The 18078-nt window shown below is 50.3% G+C and carries 15 protein-coding genes; 11 read left to right on the top strand and 4 right to left on the bottom strand.

Annotated features, from left to right (window positions below; translation table 11 throughout):
• Positions 1–14 precede the first annotated feature (14 nt).
• Positions 15–1196, top strand: coding sequence for an MFS transporter (locus A7K98_RS16420; protein ID WP_087489526.1), 1182 nt, complete (start codon positions 15–17; stop codon positions 1194–1196).
• A gap of 66 nt (positions 1197–1262) precedes the next feature.
• Here A7K98_RS16420 and leuD read toward each other — a convergent pair whose 3' ends face one another.
• Genes leuD through leuA form a run of 4 tightly spaced genes read right to left on the bottom strand, consistent with a single transcriptional unit; the run spans position 1263 to position 5942 of the window.
• Positions 1263–1868, bottom strand: coding sequence for a 3-isopropylmalate dehydratase small subunit (gene leuD, locus A7K98_RS16415; RefSeq protein WP_087489525.1), 606 nt, complete (start codon positions 1866–1868; stop codon positions 1263–1265).
• A gap of 10 nt (positions 1869–1878) precedes the next feature.
• Positions 1879–3279, bottom strand: coding sequence for a 3-isopropylmalate dehydratase large subunit (gene leuC / locus A7K98_RS16410; RefSeq protein WP_087489524.1), 1401 nt, complete (start codon positions 3277–3279; stop codon positions 1879–1881).
• A gap of 3 nt (positions 3280–3282) precedes the next feature.
• Positions 3283–4374, bottom strand: a complete 1092-nt coding sequence (gene leuB / locus A7K98_RS16405) for a 3-isopropylmalate dehydrogenase (RefSeq protein WP_087489523.1) — start codon at positions 4372–4374, stop codon at positions 3283–3285.
• 2 nt (positions 4375–4376) lie between these two features.
• Positions 4377–5942: a 2-isopropylmalate synthase gene (leuA, locus tag A7K98_RS16400; protein ID WP_087489522.1), complete on the bottom strand. Its 1566-nt coding sequence runs from the start codon at positions 5940–5942 to the stop codon at positions 4377–4379.
• 902 nt (positions 5943–6844) lie between these two features.
• Here leuA and ilvI point away from each other — a divergent pair.
• The 10 genes from ilvI to mraY all read left to right on the top strand — a co-directional run bounded on the left by ilvI (position 6845) and on the right by mraY (position 18077).
• On the top strand, positions 6845–8566 hold the full coding sequence (ilvI, locus tag A7K98_RS16395; protein WP_087490555.1) for an acetolactate synthase 3 large subunit: 1722 nt from the start codon (positions 6845–6847) through the stop codon (positions 8564–8566).
• Positions 8566–9057 (top strand): acetolactate synthase small subunit, encoded by a 492-nt coding sequence (ilvN, locus tag A7K98_RS16390; RefSeq protein WP_087489521.1) that lies wholly within the window; start codon positions 8566–8568, stop codon positions 9055–9057. The genes ilvI and ilvN overlap by 1 nt, the downstream gene beginning before the upstream one ends.
• 170 nt (positions 9058–9227) lie before the next feature.
• Positions 9228–10238, top strand: a complete 1011-nt coding sequence (cra, locus tag A7K98_RS16385) for a catabolite repressor/activator (protein ID WP_087489520.1) — start codon at positions 9228–9230, stop codon at positions 10236–10238.
• 428 nt (positions 10239–10666) lie between these two features.
• Positions 10667–11122, top strand: coding sequence for a division/cell wall cluster transcriptional repressor MraZ (gene mraZ / locus A7K98_RS16380; protein WP_087489519.1), 456 nt, complete (start codon positions 10667–10669; stop codon positions 11120–11122).
• A gap of 3 nt (positions 11123–11125) precedes the next feature.
• On the top strand, positions 11126–12067 hold the full coding sequence (gene rsmH, locus A7K98_RS16375; protein WP_087489518.1) for a 16S rRNA (cytosine(1402)-N(4))-methyltransferase RsmH: 942 nt from the start codon (positions 11126–11128) through the stop codon (positions 12065–12067).
• Positions 12064–12384 carry a cell division protein FtsL gene (gene ftsL, locus A7K98_RS16370; protein WP_087489517.1) on the top strand — a complete coding sequence of 107 codons (321 nt, stop codon included), beginning with the start codon at positions 12064–12066 and terminating at the stop codon, positions 12382–12384. Before rsmH ends, ftsL begins: the two co-directional genes overlap by 4 nt.
• A gap of 15 nt (positions 12385–12399) precedes the next feature.
• Positions 12400–14166 (top strand): peptidoglycan glycosyltransferase FtsI, encoded by a 1767-nt coding sequence (locus A7K98_RS16365; protein ID WP_087489516.1) that lies wholly within the window; start codon positions 12400–12402, stop codon positions 14164–14166.
• Positions 14153–15640 (top strand): UDP-N-acetylmuramoyl-L-alanyl-D-glutamate--2,6-diaminopimelate ligase, encoded by a 1488-nt coding sequence (gene murE, locus A7K98_RS16360; RefSeq protein WP_087489515.1) that lies wholly within the window; start codon positions 14153–14155, stop codon positions 15638–15640. Before A7K98_RS16365 ends, murE begins: the two co-directional genes overlap by 14 nt.
• A complete protein-coding gene (gene murF / locus A7K98_RS16355; protein WP_087489514.1) occupies positions 15637–17001 on the top strand; it encodes a UDP-N-acetylmuramoyl-tripeptide--D-alanyl-D-alanine ligase in 1365 nt (454 codons plus the stop codon). Before murE ends, murF begins: the two co-directional genes overlap by 4 nt.
• Positions 16995–18077 carry a phospho-N-acetylmuramoyl-pentapeptide-transferase gene (mraY, locus tag A7K98_RS16350; protein ID WP_087489513.1) on the top strand — a complete coding sequence of 361 codons (1083 nt, stop codon included), beginning with the start codon at positions 16995–16997 and terminating at the stop codon, positions 18075–18077. Before murF ends, mraY begins: the two co-directional genes overlap by 7 nt.
• Position 18078 lies beyond the last annotated feature (1 nt).

The raw sequence follows: 18078 nt of genomic DNA, 5'->3' as shown, positions 1-18078 counted from the left end.
GGATGTATTTTTCTATGCAAACCCCTGAGCCTCAGCCAGCAAAAGGCAACACCATATTTGTATTTTTTATGCTGGTGACCTTTATCGTCAGTATTGCCGGCGCGTTGCAGGCACCGACACTTAGCCTGTTTCTCAGTAAGGAACTGCATGCTGAGCCCTTTAAAGTCGGGCTGTTTTTTACCGTGAATGCCATAACCGGGATTCTGGTCAGCTTTTTGCTAGCTAAGCGATCGGATAAGAAAGGAGATCGCCGTAATTTACTGATGCTTTGCTGCATGATGGCGATTGGCAATGCCATTGTGTTTGCTTTTACCCGCAGCTACTGGCTGCTGATTAGTCTGGGATTATTGCTGTCGGCTTTTTCAACCGTGGTAATGCCACAGATTTTTGCACTGGCAAGGGAATATGCCGACTATACCTCGCGGGAAGTCGTGATGTTCAGCTCACTAATGCGGGCCCAGATGTCGCTGGCCTGGGTGATAGGCCCTCCGCTTTCGTTTGCACTGGCGCTGAACTGGGGGTTTATGACCCTTTATCTGGTGGCCGCGTCGTTGTTTCTGGTGGCATTGTTTTTTATCCGGCTTAGCCTGCCTTCGGTACCGAAGATTTTTCCGGAGGCAAATATTGCCCGCAGTACTGTCTCTGGCTGGAAAATACCTGGAGTACGCCGCTTATTTATTGCGTCGGTGCTGATGTGGACCTGCAACATTATGTACATCATTGATATGCCACTCTATATCAGTAGTACGTTGGGGATGCAGGAGAAGGTCGCGGGGATCTTTATGGGAACTGCGGCGGGTCTGGAAATTCCTGTGATGCTGCTGGCGGGGTTGATGGCGAAACGAATTGGTAAACGCCCACTGGTGCTGGCCGCAGTATTTGCAGGGGTGCTGTTTTACCCGGGGATGCTGTTGTTTCATTCGTTCCACAGTATGCTGATGCTGCAACTGTTGAATGCCATATTTATTGGTATTGTGGCCGGACTGGTTATGCTGTGGTTCCAGGATCTGATGCCTGGCCGGGCTGGTGTTGCGACCACTATGTTTACTAACTCTGTCTCTACCGGGATGATTTTTGCCGGATTATTACAGGGGAGTGTCAGTGACTGGTGGGGGCATGAGGCAATTTACTGGCTGGCCTCAGGATTGATACTGGTGTCACTACTGCTGACCTGGCGGGTGAAAGAGTCGGCATAACAGGCCGGAAACGAAAACCCCCTCAAAAGAGGGGGTATCGGCTAAAAACAGTGACTCAGCTGCGGCTTAACGCAGAAACACCGGCTGGCGGGTTTCGTAGGCCGAAATAGCCGCTTCGTGCTGTAACGTCAGGCCAATACTGTCCAGACCGTTAAGCATGCAATGGCGGCGGAAACTGTCCAGGGTAAACGGATAGTGTTTATCACCTGCGACTACTTCCAGTTTTTCAAGATCAACCAGGAATTCGATCCCCGGTTGTTCTGCGACCAGACGGAACAACTCATCCACTTCTTCTTCTTTCAGTTTTACCGGCAACAGCTGGTTGTTGAAGCTGTTTCCATAAAAAATGTCAGCGAAGCTTGGGGCGATAACGGTACGGAATCCAAAATCAGTCAGAGCCCACGGAGCATGCTCACGTGATGAACCACAACCGAAGTTTTCCCGTGCCAGAAGAATACTGGCACCTTTGAACACGGGTTTGTTCAGTACAAATTCAGGATTAGGGATTTTCCCTGCATCGTCCAGAAAACGCCAGTCATTAAATAAGTGCTGACCGAATCCGGTACGGGTTACTTTCTGCAAGAATTGCTTTGGAATAATTGCATCAGTATCGACATTGGCTGCATCCAGCGGCGCAACAATCCCGGTATGTTGGGTAAATTTAGTGGCCATCAGAAGCTCCTTAGTTCAGTTCACGGATGTCGGCAAAACGGCCCATCACAGCTGCAGCAGCGGCCATCGCCGGGCTGACCAGATGAGTACGCCCGCCACGGCCCTGACGGCCTTCGAAGTTACGGTTGCTGGTGGAGGCACAACGTTCACCGGCATTCAGCCGATCGTTGTTCATTGCCAGACACATTGAGCAACCAGGCAGGCGCCATTCGAAACCTGCATCGGTAAAGATTTTATCTAAACCTTCTTCCTCTGCCTGGGCTTTTACCGGACCTGAACCCGGTACTACCATTGCCACGATTCCCGGGGCAACTTTACGGCCCTTGGCAATGGCTGCTGCGGCACGTAAATCTTCGATACGTGAATTGGTACAGGAACCGATAAACACTTTATCAATGGCGACATCGGTCAGTTTAACGCCGGCATCCAGTCCCATATAGGCCAGTGCTTTTGCTGCTGAGGCACGTTCAACCGGATCGCTGAAAGATTCAGGGGCCGGAATGGCCTGATTAATTGCAATAACCTGACCAGGGTTAGTTCCCCAGGTTACCTGTGGTGCAATATCAGCAGCATCCAGAGTAACGATGGTATCAAAAACCGCGTCGCTGTCAGATTTCAGACTTTTCCAGTAAGTTACAGCCTCGTCCCACTGTTCGCCGGTAGGAGAGAACTGACGGCCTTTCAGGTAATTAAAAGTGGTTTCGTCCGGAGCAACCAGTCCGGCTTTAGCACCCATTTCAATCGCCATATTGCACAGGGTCATACGGCCTTCCATGCTCAGCGCTTCGATGGCCGGGCCGCAGAATTCCACCACATGTCCGGTACCACCGGCACTACCGGTTTTACCGATCACCGCCAGCACGATATCTTTCGCGGTAATTCCCACGGCAGCTTCACCGGTGACTTCAATTTTCATGGTTTTCGCACGACCCTGTTTCAGGGTCTGGGTTGCCATGACATGTTCAACTTCTGAAGTACCAATACCAAACGCCAGTGAACCAAAGGCACCATGAGTAGCGGTATGTGAATCTCCGCAGACGATGGTCATGCCAGGCAGGGTCATTCCCTGCTCAGGACCGATAACATGCACGATACCCTGGTAAGGGTGGTTCAGGTCATACAGCTGTACGCCGAATTCTTCGCAGTTTTTAATCAGTTCCTGCATCTGAATACGGGCCATCTCACCGGACGCATTAATATCACGGGTCTGGGTAGACACGTTATGGTCCATGGTGGCGAAGGTTTTGGATGGCTGCCGTAAACGGCGGCCATGAGCGCGTAAGCCATCAAATGCCTGCGGTGAGGTCACTTCATGAACTAAGTGGCGATCGATATACAGTAACGGGGTTTCGTTTTCTGCTTCATAGACGACATGTGCATCAAATAACTTCTGGTATAAAGTTTTGCTCATTTTTTATTTTTCTCCGGTGATAAAGCGGGCAATGATATCGCCCATTTCATCAGTACTGACAGAAGGACCCTGACCAGCTAAATCACGGGTGCGATGACCTTCTTCTAACGCACGGTTAACGGCGCGTTCAATACTGTCTGCGGCATCACCGGCGTTCAGGCTATAGCGTAACAGCAAGGCCAGTGACAAAATCTGTGCAATAGGGTTAGCGATGTTTTTACCGGCAATATCCGGTGCTGAACCACCAGCAGGTTCATACAGGCCAAAACCTTGTTCGTTCAGGCTGGCAGACGGCAACATTCCCATAGAGCCGGTGATCATTGCACACTCATCGGAAAGGATATCGCCGAACAGGTTGGAACACAGCAGTACATCAAACTGAGAAGGATCTTTGATTAACTGCATGGTCGCATTATCAATATAGATGTGTTCCAGTTCGATTGCCGGGTACTCTTTGGCAATTTCTGTCACAGTTTCACGCCATAAAATGGATGACTGCAACACGTTAGATTTGTCGACAGAAGTTACTTTACCGCGACGTTTTGCAGCTGACTCAAAAGCCAGACGGGCGATACGTTCGATTTCATAACGGTAATAGACTTCAGTATCAAACGCCCGCGTCTGATCGCCGCTGCCATCACGACCTTTCGGCTGACCAAAGTAGATACCACCGGTCAATTCACGGACGCACAGAATATCAAAACCTTTTGCGGCAATATCGCTACGCAACGGACAGAAAGCTTCCAGGCCATTATACAAGGCAGCCGGACGCAGGTTACTGAATAATTTGAAGTGTTTACGCAGTGGCAGCAGGGCGCCGCGTTCTGGCTGACCATCCGGTGGCAGATGCTGCCACTTTGGACCACCGACGGAACCAAACAAAACTGCATCGGCTTTTTCACATCCAGCCAGAGTTTCTGGTGGCAGTGGCTGACCGTGGTTATCAATTGCAATACCACCAACATCGTATTGCGCAGTGGTGATGTTAATTGAGAAACGCTGCCGGATAGCTTCCAGAACTTTCAGCGCCTGGGTCATGACTTCCGGACCAATACCATCACCCGGTAATACTGCAATATGATAGGATGTAGACATAATTACACAGTTTCCTTAGCTTCAGTCTTAAATTTACGCTGCAATTCTTTTTCAACCTGTTTGGCCTGCCAGATATTATTCAGGGCATTGACCATTGCCGTTGCTGAAGATTCGACAATATCTGTCGCCAGCCCGACACCATGGAATTTGCGATCGTTATACCGAATCACAATATCGACCTGACCCAGTGCATTTTCGCCCTGGCCTTTGGCTGACAACTGATATTTAACCAGCTCTGCCTGGTAACCAGTGATGCGGTTGATAGCCTGATACACGGCATCTACCGGACCGTTACCGGTCGCTGCTTCTTCTTTAACTTCATCGCCGCAAGCCAGTTTTACCGATGCGGTAGCAGTAATGCTGGAACCCGACTGGACATTAAACTCCTGCAGGCGGAAGTGGTCATGTTCTTCATTTTGCTTATTAATAAACGCCAGCGCTTCCAGATCGTAATCAAAAATCTGGCCTTTTTTATCTGCCAGTTTCAGGAAGGCGTCATACAATGCTTCCGCATTATAGTCGGTTTCTTTGTAACCCATCTCTTCCATACGATGTTTCACGGCGGCGCGACCGGAACGTGAGGTCAGGTTCAATTGCACCTGATTCAGACCGATAGATTCCGGGGTCATGATTTCGTAGTTTTCACGATTTTTCAGTACGCCATCCTGGTGGATACCGGAGGAGTGAGCAAAAGCGTTGCTGCCGACTACCGCTTTATTGGCAGGAATAGGCATATTACAAATCTGGCTGACAATCTGACTGGTACGGTAAATTTCCTGGTGGTTTATTCCGGTGGTCACGTTCATCATCTGCTGGCGGGTTTTGATGGCCATGATGACTTCTTCCAGAGCACAGTTCCCGGCACGTTCGCCCAGACCATTCAGCGTTCCTTCAACCTGGCGTGCGCCTGCCTGAACGGCAGCAATTGCATTACCTACGGCCATCCCTAAATCATCATGAGTATGGACAGACAAAATAGCTTTATGGATGTTAGGAACGCGCTGAGTTAAGGCTGAAATGATGTTGGCATATTCGTGGGGCAGGGTATAACCGACAGTATCCGGGATGTTAATGGTTCGGGCGCCAGCATTGATCGCCGCTTCTACCACCCGACACAAATCATCAATCGGTGTCCGGCCGCCATCCTCACAGGAAAATTCTACATCATCAGTATACTGACGAGCGTGCTTAATCATATAAACGGCACGTTCGATAACCTCCGGCAAAGTACTGCGCAATTTAGTCGCAATATGCATCGGAGAGGTTGCAATAAAGGTATGAATACGGAACGCTTCAGCAACTTTCAAAGCTTCATAAGCGGCATCGATATCTTTTTCAACACAACGTGCCAGTCCGCAAACGCGACTGTTTTTGATAGTTCGCGCAATCGTCTGAACCGATTCAAAGTCACCAGGAGAAGAAACCGGAAAGCCAACTTCCATAACATCGACTTTCATTCTTTCCAGTGCCAGAGCAATTTGTAATTTCTCTTTGACACTCAGGCTTGCCTGCAGCGCCTGTTCACCGTCACGTAACGTTGTATCAAAAATAATGACTTGCTCGCTCATCAGTAAATTCCTTGTGTGTTTTATGGCACCAGTCTGCGGGCATAAAAAAACCCGCGCTGCGGCGCGGGTTTTTCTGTTTTCAGGCCCGAATCATTTTTTGATTCCGCCCACAAAACTACCGCGCACATTTAATGCGAGAAGGAGTAGTCCTGATAGGCGGATAAAACGAATCATTGGTTCAGACCCTGGAAAATAAAGTATGCCTATATTGGTACTGGAATCTGTGGCTGATGTCAACTTAAAGTCAGTGGCTATTCTGCGGGGGGCAACAGAGGATTATTCTGCATTCATCAGCTCAGCAAGATATCTGTCGTAAGAGTGTGTTATCGGTATGCGGAGGTGGTGCGGTTGTTGAGTTTGTTTACGAAGATTGAATCATAACATGCTGAAATAAAGTCACTTTATGTCTGGTGATTAAGGGTGAATGCTTTGGTGCAGATGAAGGGTTCCAGTGAAATATTTTGCAAGGCGATTATTTTTCAGAGAATAACGTTATCACTGCAAAGATATCCGGAACAGGGTTCTGAGTTTATGGCAGAAATAAAATAGTTAAATTTCATTATTATCTGTGGGTAATCATAAAGTCAGAATATTAAACTACGAAAAAACGTGGCAGTAGTTTTATTCAGGACCGGTTGTTCGTGATCGCAGTAACTTTTATTAAATATTTATCTCCCTTAAACAGACAGGGGTTTGCCTGACAACATTTCTGCGGTTATGTTAGCCGAATGAAATGCAGATAATAAATGCTGTCTTTCCCTGTATACACTCAATGAAGAGATGATTCCAGCACCTTACTCAAGGTATAAGCTTTTGATCTTCATTGCAGAATGTCATTAACGGAAGGCTATCGTTTGTCAGTCGTGCGTGTCCGTGAATTCAGTTATCGCCTGGAGGCAAAAATGGAGATGTTGTCAGGAGCCGAGATGGTCGTTCGATCGTTGATTGACCAGGGCATAAAACAGGTTTTTGGTTACCCCGGGGGGGCAGTGCTGGATATTTATGATGCACTGCAAACCGTTGGCGGGATTGACCATATCCTTGTTCGTCATGAACAGGCTGCTGTGCACATGGCTGACGGCCTGGCCCGCGCCACCGGGGAAACCGGCGTGGTACTGGTGACTTCCGGGCCGGGAGCAACTAACGCCATTACCGGTATTGCGACGGCCTATATGGATTCAATTCCGATGGTTGTTCTTTCGGGGCAGGTAGCTTCCTCGCTCATTGGTAGTGATGCTTTTCAGGAATGTGACATGGTGGGAATATCCCGCCCCGTGGTTAAACACAGTTTTCTGGTAAAACGCACCGAAGATATTCCTGCCATTATAAAGAAAGCCTTCTGGCTGGCATCGTCCGGGCGTCCGGGGCCGGTAGTGATCGATCTGCCAAAAGATATTCTGAACCCGGCAGTAAAACTGCCCTATTACTGGCCGGAACAGGTATCCCTGCGTTCTTATAACCCAACGACCCAGGGCCACCGTGGCCAGATTAAGCGGGCTTTGCAGGTGTTGCGGGCGGCGAAACAGCCAGTGATTTATGCCGGTGGCGGGGTGATTACTTCCGGCTGCGAACAGGCGCTGATTACACTGGCAGAAACCCTGAATATTCCGGTGACCACGACTCTGATGGGCCTGGGTGCTTTCCCTGGTACACATCAGCAAAGTGTCGGTATGCTGGGTATGCACGGAACCTATGAAGCCAATATGACGATGCATAATGCTGATGTTATCTTTGCGATAGGTGTGCGTTTTGATGACCGTACTACCAATAACCTGGCAAAATATTGTCCGGATGCCACGGTAATCCATATCGATATCGACCCGACATCCATCTCCAAAACCGTTGCTGCGGATATTCCTGTTGTTGGTGATGCAGGGCAGGTATTACAGCAGATGCTGGAACTGTTGAACGCCGGTGAGAAAACTGCCGAAGATCACAGTGACTGGTGGCAACAGATTGAAGGCTGGCGTGCCCGTCACTGCCTCGCTTTTGATACCGAAGGTGAGACCATTAAACCTCAGGCCGCTATTGATGCCATCTGGCGTCTGACAAACGGCGATGCTTACGTGACCTCTGATGTCGGTCAGCACCAGATGTTTGCAGCGTTACACTATCGCTTTAATCAGCCGCGTCGCTGGATTAACTCTGGTGGTCTGGGCACGATGGGCTTTGGTCTGCCTGCTGCGTTAGGCGTGAAAATGGCGGTGCCGGATGCCACGGTTGTCTGCGTAACAGGCGACGGCAGTATCCAGATGAATATTCAGGAATTATCGACGGCATTGCAGTATGAATTGCCAGTGTTAATTCTGAACCTGAATAACGGTTATCTGGGGATGGTGAAGCAATGGCAGGATATGATCTATTCTGGTCGCCACTCACAATCCTATATGCAGTCATTACCCGATTTTGTCCGGCTTGCAGAAGCTTATGGCCATGTCGGAATGACCATCAGTAATCCGGCTGAGCTGGATGAAAAGCTGAGTGAAGCTCTGAAAATTGTTGCCGGTGGCCGTCTGGTATTTGTTGATGTGCATGTCGATGGCAGTGAGCACGTTTACCCGATGCTGATTCGTGGTGGCGGTATGAATGAAATGTGGTTAAGCAAAACCGAGAGGACTGAATAATGCGCCGTATTTTATCTGTATTACTTGAGAATGAATCCGGAGCATTATCGCGCGTTATCGGACTGTTTTCACAACGTGGCTATAATATCGAGAGCCTGGCGGTAGCACCGACTGATGATCCTACTTTATCCAGGATGACAATTCAGACTGTAGGTGATGCCAAAGTTCTGGAGCAAATCGAGAAGCAGTTACACAAACTGGTAGACGTATTACGGGTGAGTGAATTGGGCCAGGCTGCCTGCGTAGAACGCGAAATTATGCTGGTTAAAATTCAGGCGGAAGGCGCTCAGCGTGATGAAGTTAAACGCTGTTCTGATATTTTCCGCGGACAGATTGTTGACGTGAGCGCCTCTCTGTACACCGTACAGCTGGCGGGAACCAGTGACAAACTGGACGCATTCCTGAATACACTGCGCGGAGTGACAGACATTGTCGAAGTGGTTCGTTCCGGAGTCATCGGGCTTTCCCGTGGCGAACGCACCATCGGCTAAAGGCAGAATCCTGCCTCTGTCATTATTTAAGGCCCGTTATCCGGGCCTTTTTTATCGGTATCAATAAAACGGTTGCTCCGTTGCGGCATCTGCGCTTAGATCAGAAAAAAGTTCGCGGCTGTACGCAGCTCATCGGGCATCGGTAGAATTCTTTGTACGCTGGGGTAAAAGTGAAACTGGATGAAATTGCACGTCTGGCGGGTGTTTCCCGGACGACGGCGAGTTATGTAATCAATGGCAAAGCCAGGCAATACCGTGTCAGCGAAAAAACGGTAGAAAAAGTCATGGCTGTTGTCAGGGAACATAATTATCAGCCAAATGCGGTTGCAGCAGGATTACGTGCAGGACGTACTCGTTCTATCGGGCTGGTGATCCCTGATCTGGAAAATACCAGCTATACCCGGATTGCAAAATATCTCGAACGCCAGGCCAGACAGCGCGGTTATCAGCTTCTGATTGCCTGTTCTGAAGACCAGCCAGATAACGAAATCCGGTGCATCGAACATTTACTACAACGCCAGGTGGATGCATTAATTGTATCAACGTCGTTGCCCCCTGAGCACCCTTTCTATCAGCGCTGGGTTGGCGATTCATTGCCGATTATTGCTTTGGACCGGGCTCTGGACAGAGAACATTTCACCAGCGTAGTAGGGGCTGATCAGGAGGATGCATTTGCTCTCTCCAGCGAATTACGCAAACAGCCGATAGACAATGTATTGTTTTTAGGCGCATTACCCGAACTGTCAGTAAGCTTTCTTCGCGAGCAAGGCTTTCGTGATGCCTGGCGCGGTGACAACCGTCAGGTGGAATTTATCTACAGCAACAGTTTTGAGCGAAGTGCGGCGGCAGAGACTTTTGTCCGTTACCTGGAAACACATCCGATGCCTGCAGCATTGTTCACTACCTCATTTGGCCTGCTGCAGGGAATGATGGATGCCTGCCTGCGGGTTCATGGTCATCTGCCTGGTCATGTTTCGATTGCTACGTTTGGTGATAATGAACTGCTGGATTTTCTGGAATGCCCGGTACTGTCGGCAGGACAACGTCACCGGGATATTGCTGAACGAGTGCTTGAATTAGTTCTGGCCAGCCTGGATGAGCCTAAACGGCCTAAACCGGGGCTGACCCGTATTCGTCGTAATCTTTATCAGCGCGGCAAACTGGGGCGCCGGCCTCAATAACTCACCGGCTGAAGCTGCTTTCTTGCCAACAGAGCTCAGTTTTCATGGCTGTCGTTTGACTCAGACAGCCACAGGCTGATTAGCTTTACTAATATCACAGTATCTCTGCTGTGATTCCGGTAAGAAATTCCTTAAAATGCCCGCCGTGAATACACCGCCCGAAGTTAACAATTCCGTCGTTTTTCGCCGATTTTTATTAACCCTTCCCCGCAGTGTTCTCAATTTATTGCAGTTATTCATCGAGTTAATTCTTTTGGCTCTGTTTTTTATCAGTGATGTCTCTGGAATTATATGAATTTGCCGCAGGAAATAATGTTATTAAGCGACCTTTGTTGCTTGACAAGGATTTCATCCGCTCCGTACACTCAATTAGTGGTAAATTGTGGGGTAAAGTGGTGAAACAGGTTAACTGAGGGGATCAACAGTCAATGTTTCGCGGGGCAACGCTGGTTAATCTCGACGGTAAAGGCCGGATAGCAGTACCTACTCGCTACCGGGAAATACTGATCGGGGAATCTCAGGGGCAAATGGTATGTACCATTGACCTCCACCAGCCCTGCCTGCTGCTTTATACCCTGCCTGAGTGGGAAGTCATTGAAAGAAAGCTGTCTCGCCTGTCGACTATGAACCCGGCCGAACGCCGTGTGCAGCGCCTGTTACTCGGGCATGCCAGTGAATGTCAGATGGACAGTGCAGGGCGGTTGTTGCTGGCAGGAACACTCAGACAACATGCCGGATTACAGAAAGAAATCATGCTGGTCGGTCAGTTCAACAAATTTGAACTGTGGGATGAACAGGCCTGGTATCAACAGATCAAGGAAGATATTGAAGCAGAGACGGCTCAGGATGTGTTATCTGAGCGTTTGCAGGATTTATCGCTATAGCTTATGTCGGAAAATTTTAAACATACCACAGTGCTGTTAGATGAAGCAGTCAACGGACTTAACCTTCAGGAAGACGGCATCTACATTGATGGCACCTTTGGCAGGGGAGGGCACTCACGTCTGATCCTTTCCCGGTTGGGAAAAAATGGCCGGCTTATCGCGATTGACCGAGATCCTCAGGCGATTGCGGCGGCGGCGGAAATTAATGATCCGCGTTTTTCCATTATCCATGGTCCATTTTCCGGCCTGGCTGAATACACAGATTCACTGGGATTGCGTGGCAAAATAAACGGCATCTTACTGGATCTGGGAGTTTCTTCCCCGCAGCTCGATGATGCCGAGCGTGGATTCTCCTTTATGCGTGACGGGCCACTGGATATGCGTATGGACCCGACGCGTGGACAATCAGCTGCAGAATGGTTGTTGCAGGCGGAAGAGCAGGATATTGCGTTTGTACTTAAGGCATATGGTGAAGAACGCTTTGCCAAACGAATCGCCAGGGCCATCGTTGAACGTAATCGTGAACAACCGATGACCCGTACCAAAGAGCTGGCCGAAGTGATTTATAACGCGACGCCAGTGAAAGACAAGTTTAAACACCCGGCAACCCGCAGCTTTCAGGCTATCCGGATCTGGGTGAACAGTGAACTCGAAGAGATTTCACAGGCATTAAACGGGGCTCTGACAGCCCTGGCACCGGAAGGTCGCCTGTCAGTGATCAGTTTCCATTCACTGGAAGACCGACTGGTAAAACGCTTTATGCGTGATCAGAGTCGTGGTGCACAGGTTCCTTCGGGATTACCACTGACTGAAGCACAGTTGAAAGCTCTGGGCGGTCGTGAACTGAAAACACTGGGCAAGCTGGTACCAGGAGAACGTGAAGTTGCCGATAATCCCCGGGCCCGCAGTTCGGTATTGCGTATTGCACAGAGGACCGCTGAATGATCGGCAATGAACGCCACAGCCTGCCCGGCATTATAGGCGGAGATTTACTGCGCCACGGAAAATTGCCCTTGCTGTTAATTATTGCAGTACTGGTTTCGGCGGTAATGGTGGTTATCACTACCCATAAAACCAGGTTACTGACCGCACAGCGTGAACAGATGGTACTGGAGCGGGATTCGTTGGATATCGAGTGGCGAAACCTGATCCTTGAAGAGAATGCGCTTGGAGATCATAGTCGGGTAGAACGACTGGCGATTGAAAAACTTCATATGCAACATGTTGATCCTTCTCAAGAAAACATTGTGGTTCAACCATAGGAAACCGATAACGGCATGAGCAGCGCGAAAAAAACGCTGAAGTCCAGAAAACCGGAAAACAAAGCCAGCTTTATCAGCTGGCGTTTTGCGTTGCTGTGTGTCGGAATTCTGGCTGCACTGGTGGGACTGGTTTCGCGGGTAGGATATCTACAGGTCGTTAGCCCGGATCGTTTAGTCAAAGAGGGCGATCTCCGTTCATTGCGTGTTCAACCGGTGCCTACCTCCCGGGGAATGATAAGCGATCGTGCCGGTCGTCCTTTAGCGGTAAGTGTGCCGGTGAACGCCGTTTGGGTCGATCCGAAAGAGCTGAATGATAAAGGCGGGATCACGGTTGATAATCGTTGGAAGGCGCTGGCTGATGCGCTGTCGATGACTCAGGACCAGCTCTATGCCCGCGTAAATACCAATCCTAATGGCCGGTTTATTTATCTTGCCCGGCAGATCAACCCGTCAGTCGGCGAATATATTAAAAAACTGAAATTACCGGGTATCCATCTGCGTGAAGAATCCCGCCGTTACTATCCGGCAGGCCAGGTGACCGCTCATCTGATAGGTTTCACCAATATTGATGGTGAAGGCATTGAAGGAATCGAGAAGAGTTTTGATAAATGGCTGACAGGACAGCCAGGTGTCAGAACCGTACGCAAAGATCGCCAGGGCAGAGTGATTGAAGATATCTCCTCTGTCGACAGCAAGGCCGCACATAACCTGACCCTGAGTATCGATGAGCGTTTACAGGCGCTGGTTTATCGTGAACTGAGTAATGCGGTTGCGTTCAATAAAGCTGAATCTGGTTCCGCCGTGCTGGTGGATGTGAACACCGGAGAAGTGCTGGCTATGGCAAACAGCCCCGCATACAACCCGAATAATCTGGGTACCACCACCAAAGATGCGATGCGTAACCGGGCCATTACCGATATTTTTGAACCGGGTTCTACTGTAAAACCGATGGTGGTGATGACCGCGTTACAGCGTGGGGTTATCCGCGAAAACAGCGTCATCAACACCGTGCCGTACCGGATTAACGGCCATGAAATCAAGGATGTCGCACGCTATAACGAACTGACACTGACAGGTGTCTTACAAAAATCGAGTAATGTCGGTGTATCAAGACTGGCATTAGCGATGCCCTCCTCAGCGCTGGTAGAAACCTACTCGCGTTTTGGATTGGGTAAACCGACTAATTTGGGGCTGGTCGGGGAAAGCAGTGGCATATACCCTAAAAAACAACGGTGGTCTGACATAGAGAGGGCCACCTTCTCATTCGGCTACGGGCTAATGGTAACGCCGTTACAGTTAGCGCGTGTTTACGCCACCATTGGCAGCTACGGCATCGCCAGACCATTATCAATCACCAAAGTTGACCCACCGGTAGCAGGAGAAAGGGTCTTCCCTGAATCGACTGTAAAAACTGTGCTGCACATGATGGAAAGTGTTGCTCTGCCTGGCGGTGGTGGCGTTAAAGCTGCCATTAAGGGTTACCGGATTGCTATCAAGACCGGGACGGCCAAGAAAGTGGGTCCGGATGGTCAGTATGTTAACAAGTATATTGCTTACACCGCAGGCGTAGCGCCTGCCAGTCATCCACGTTTTGCACTGGTTGTGGTGATTAACGATCCACAGGCAGGCAAGTATTACGGTGGTGCGGTATCTGCACCGGTTTTCGGCGCCATCATGGGTGGCGTATTGCGAACGATGAATATCGAACCGGATGCATTACCTGCCAATGACAAAAACGATTTCGTGGATAACAGAAATGAGGACGAAAGTGACAGATCGTAACTTGCGCGACCTGCTGGCCCCGTGGGTGCCCGGTGCGCCGGAACGTCAGCTAAAGGAAATGACACTGGACAGCCGCACTGCGGCTGCCGGCGATCTGTTTGTGGCTGTGACGGGACATAGCGTTGACGGACGTCACTATATCCCTCAGGCCATTGCCCAGGGTGTAGCTGCAGTGATTGCCGAAGCAGAAGGCGAAGCTGCAGATGGTGATATCAAAGAATTGCATGGTGTGCCGGTTGTTTATCTGAAGCAATTATCTCAACGGCTATCTGCACTGGCTGGTCGTTTCTATGATAATCCGGCAGAGAAACAGACATTAATCGGTATTACCGGCACCAATGGTAAAACCACTACCAGTCAGTTGCTGGCTCAGTGGGCTAATCTGCTGGGTGAAACCGGTGCGGTAATGGGCACGGTAGGTAATGGCTTATACGGACACCTCACGCCGACAGAAAATACCACCGGCTCGGCAGTTGATATCCAGCAGGTTTTAGCAGGATTAGTGGAGCAGGGTGCAACACTGACGGCGATGGAAGTTTCGTCACACGGGCTGGTTCAGCATCGTGTTGCTGCCTTGCCATTTGCCGCGGCAGTGTTCACCAATCTGAGCCGTGATCACCTGGATTATCATGGTGATATGCAAAATTACGAAGCGGCAAAATGGTCGCTGTTTGCTGAACACCAGGTCGGGCAGGCGATTATTAATGCCGATGATGAAACGGGCCGTCGCTGGCTTGGAAAACTCACCGATGCTGTTGCGGTTAGCATGCAGGGACAGATTCCTGCCGATCATCATGGCCGTCGTCTGGAAGCCATTCAGGTCGAATATCTGGATAAAGGGGCGAAAGTCACGTTCCGCTCTGACTGGGGTAACGGCGAGTTTACCAGTCAGCTGATGGGTGCATTTAATGTCAGCAACATGCTGATGGCTATGGCGACTCTGCTGGCATTAGGTTATCCGATGGAGCGTTTGCGTGACACGGCTGCCCGCTTGCAACCTGTCTGTGGCCGGATGGAAGTTTTCCATGCTGATGGCAGACCGACGGTAGTGGTCGATTATGCTCATACCCCGGATGCGCTGGAAAAAGCACTGGCTGCAACCAGGTTGCATTGTAGTGGCAAACTTTGGTGCGTGTTCGGATGTGGCGGCGATCGCGATAAAGGTAAGCGCCCACTGATGGGAGCTATTGCCGAACAACTGGCCGATCAGGTGATTGTTACCGATGATAACCCACGCAGCGAAGATGCTCAGGCGATTGTTAATGACATTCTGAGCGGGCTGCTGGACCCGGGCAGAGCGCTGGTGGTACCCGGACGCGCACGTGCAGTTACTCATGCACTGATGCAGGCTGGCCCGCAGGATATCGTCCTGGTGGCAGGTAAAGGGCATGAAGATTATCAGATAATAGGTCAGCGCCGTCTGGATTACTCAGACAGAGAGACCGTAGCTTCATTACTGGGGGTGCTGGCATGATTTCGATGACCCTGCAGCAACTGGCAGATCTGACCGGCGGTCAGCTTTCCGGAGATTCTGCACTGAGCTTTTCTTCGGTGACCACAGATACCCGTAAAGTCACGGCAGGTTGCCTGTTTATCGCCCTGATTGGTGAACGTTTTGATGCCCATGATTTTATCAGCGATGCCCTGAAAGCCGGAGCATCCGCGCTGTTGGTCAGCAAACCTTTGCCGCTGGATGTCCCTCAGGTGGTGGTCAGAGATACCCGTATCGCATTCGGCGAACTGGCTGCGTTTGTCCGCCAGCAGGTACCGGCGCGCGTCGTTGCCCTGACAGGTTCGTCCGGGAAAACCTCGGTTAAAGAGATGACCGCATCTATTCTGAAACAATGCGGCAATACCTTGTATACCGCAGGGAACCTGAATAATGACATTGGCGTGCCCATGACCCTGTTACGGCTGACGCCGGAGCACGAATATGCAGTAATTGAACTGGGTGCTAATCATCAGGGTGAAATCGCCTATACCACCGCGATGGTCCGCCCGGAAGCTGCTCTGGTCAATAACCTGGCAGCAGCACACCTTGAAGGTTTTGGATCGCTGGCTGGTGTTGCCAAAGCTAAAGGCGAAATTTTCGGTGGCCTGCCACAGAATGGTATCGCCATCCTCAATGATGACAGCAATGACTGGCCTCACTGGCAGACTCAGCTGTCGGATAAGACAGTATGGCGTTTCTCCCCTGCCGCAGAGTCGACAGCAGATTTTCATGCCCGCGATATTGTCGTTAGTGGTGCGGGTACTGCATTCACCCTATCTACCCCGCAGGGCAGTGTGGCGGTTCGTCTGCCATTGCCCGGACGACATAATATTGCCAATGCACTTGCTGCAGCTGCGCTCTCTCTGGCGGTTGGCGCTCCGCTGTCAGCAATTGCTAAAGGGCTCAGTGACCTGCAACCGGTACCCGGAAGACTGTTCCCGGTCAGATTATCCGAACAACAGCAACTGTTGGACGACAGTTATAACGCAAATGTCGGCTCAATGACGGCAGCAGCACAGGTGCTGGGCGAGATTCCCGGATACCGGATTATGGTAGTAGGCGACATGGCTGAATTAGGCGATGAGGCTGAACAATGCCATCGTGCGGTTGGCGTCGCTGCGCGGGAAGCAGGTATTGATAAAGTATTAAGTGTCGGAGCACTGAGCCGTTTTATCTCTCAGGAAAGCCAGCACGGTGAACATTTTACTGGCAAACCGGAGCTGATTGCACGGTTGCGGACATTATTATCTGAACATCAGGAAGTTACCATTTTGATTAAAGGTTCGAGAAGTGCAGCTATGGAAGAAGTGGTTCAGCAATTACAGGAGAAAGGCACATGTTAGTCTGGTTTGCTGAGCACCTGGTTTCCCTCTACTCAGGATTTAATATCTTTTCGTACCTGACGTTTCGCGCCATCGTCAGTCTGCTGACATCGCTGTTTATCAGCCTGTGGATGGGGCCGCGCTTGATTGCATGGCTGCAAAAACTGCAGATTGGCCAGGTTGTTCGTAACGACGGCCCGGAGTCACATTTCAGCAAACGTGGCACGCCAACGATGGGCGGGCTGATGATTCTGACATCGATCACTATTTCGGTGCTGATGTGGGCTTATCCGTCTAACCCTTATGTCTGGTGTGTCCTGGTCGTTCTGATTGGTTACGGGATCATCGGATTTGTCGATGACTACCGCAAAGTGGTGCGCAAAGATACCAAAGGTCTGATTGCCCGCTGGAAATACTTCTGGCAGTCGGTAATTGCATTGGGTGTCGCTTTCGCACTCTATGCCATTGGTAAAGGCACTCCTGCCACCCAGTTGGTGGTTCCATTCTTCAAAGATGTTATGCCACAACTGGGTCTGAGTTATCTGCTACTGACTTACTTTGTCATTGTGGGCACCAGTAACGCAGTAAACCTGACAGACGGTCTGGATGGCCTGGCAATTATGCCAACAGTATTCGTCGCTGCCGGTTTCGGTCTGGTGGCCTGGGCCACTGGTAACGTGAACTTTGCTGAATATCTGCACATCCCTTATCTGCGTCATGCAGGGGAGCTGGTGATTGTCTGCACGGCGATTGTCGGAGCAGGACTGGGCTTCCTGTGGTTTAACACTTACCCGGCACAGGTCTTTATGGGGGATGTCGGTTCGCTGGCTCTGGGCGGTGCGCTTGGGACAATTGCTGTGTTATTACGTCAGGAATTCTTACTGGTGATTATGGGCGGGGTATTTGTGGTTGAAACTCTGTCGGTCATTCTGCAGGTAGGGTCATTTAAGCTGCGCGGACAACGTATTTTCCGTATGGCTCCTATCCATCACCACTATGAACTGAAAGGCTGGCCGGAACCTCGCGTTATCGTGCGTTTCTGGATTATTTCTTTAATGCTGGTTCTGATTGGACTGGCGACCCTTAAGGTACGCTAAT

Source organism: Tatumella citrea, assembly GCF_002163585.1.
Taxonomy (GTDB): domain Bacteria; phylum Pseudomonadota; class Gammaproteobacteria; order Enterobacterales; family Enterobacteriaceae; genus Tatumella; species Tatumella citrea.
The sequence above is the reverse complement of the archived record's forward strand: the minus strand, read 5'-3'. Positions and strand labels throughout refer to the sequence as shown.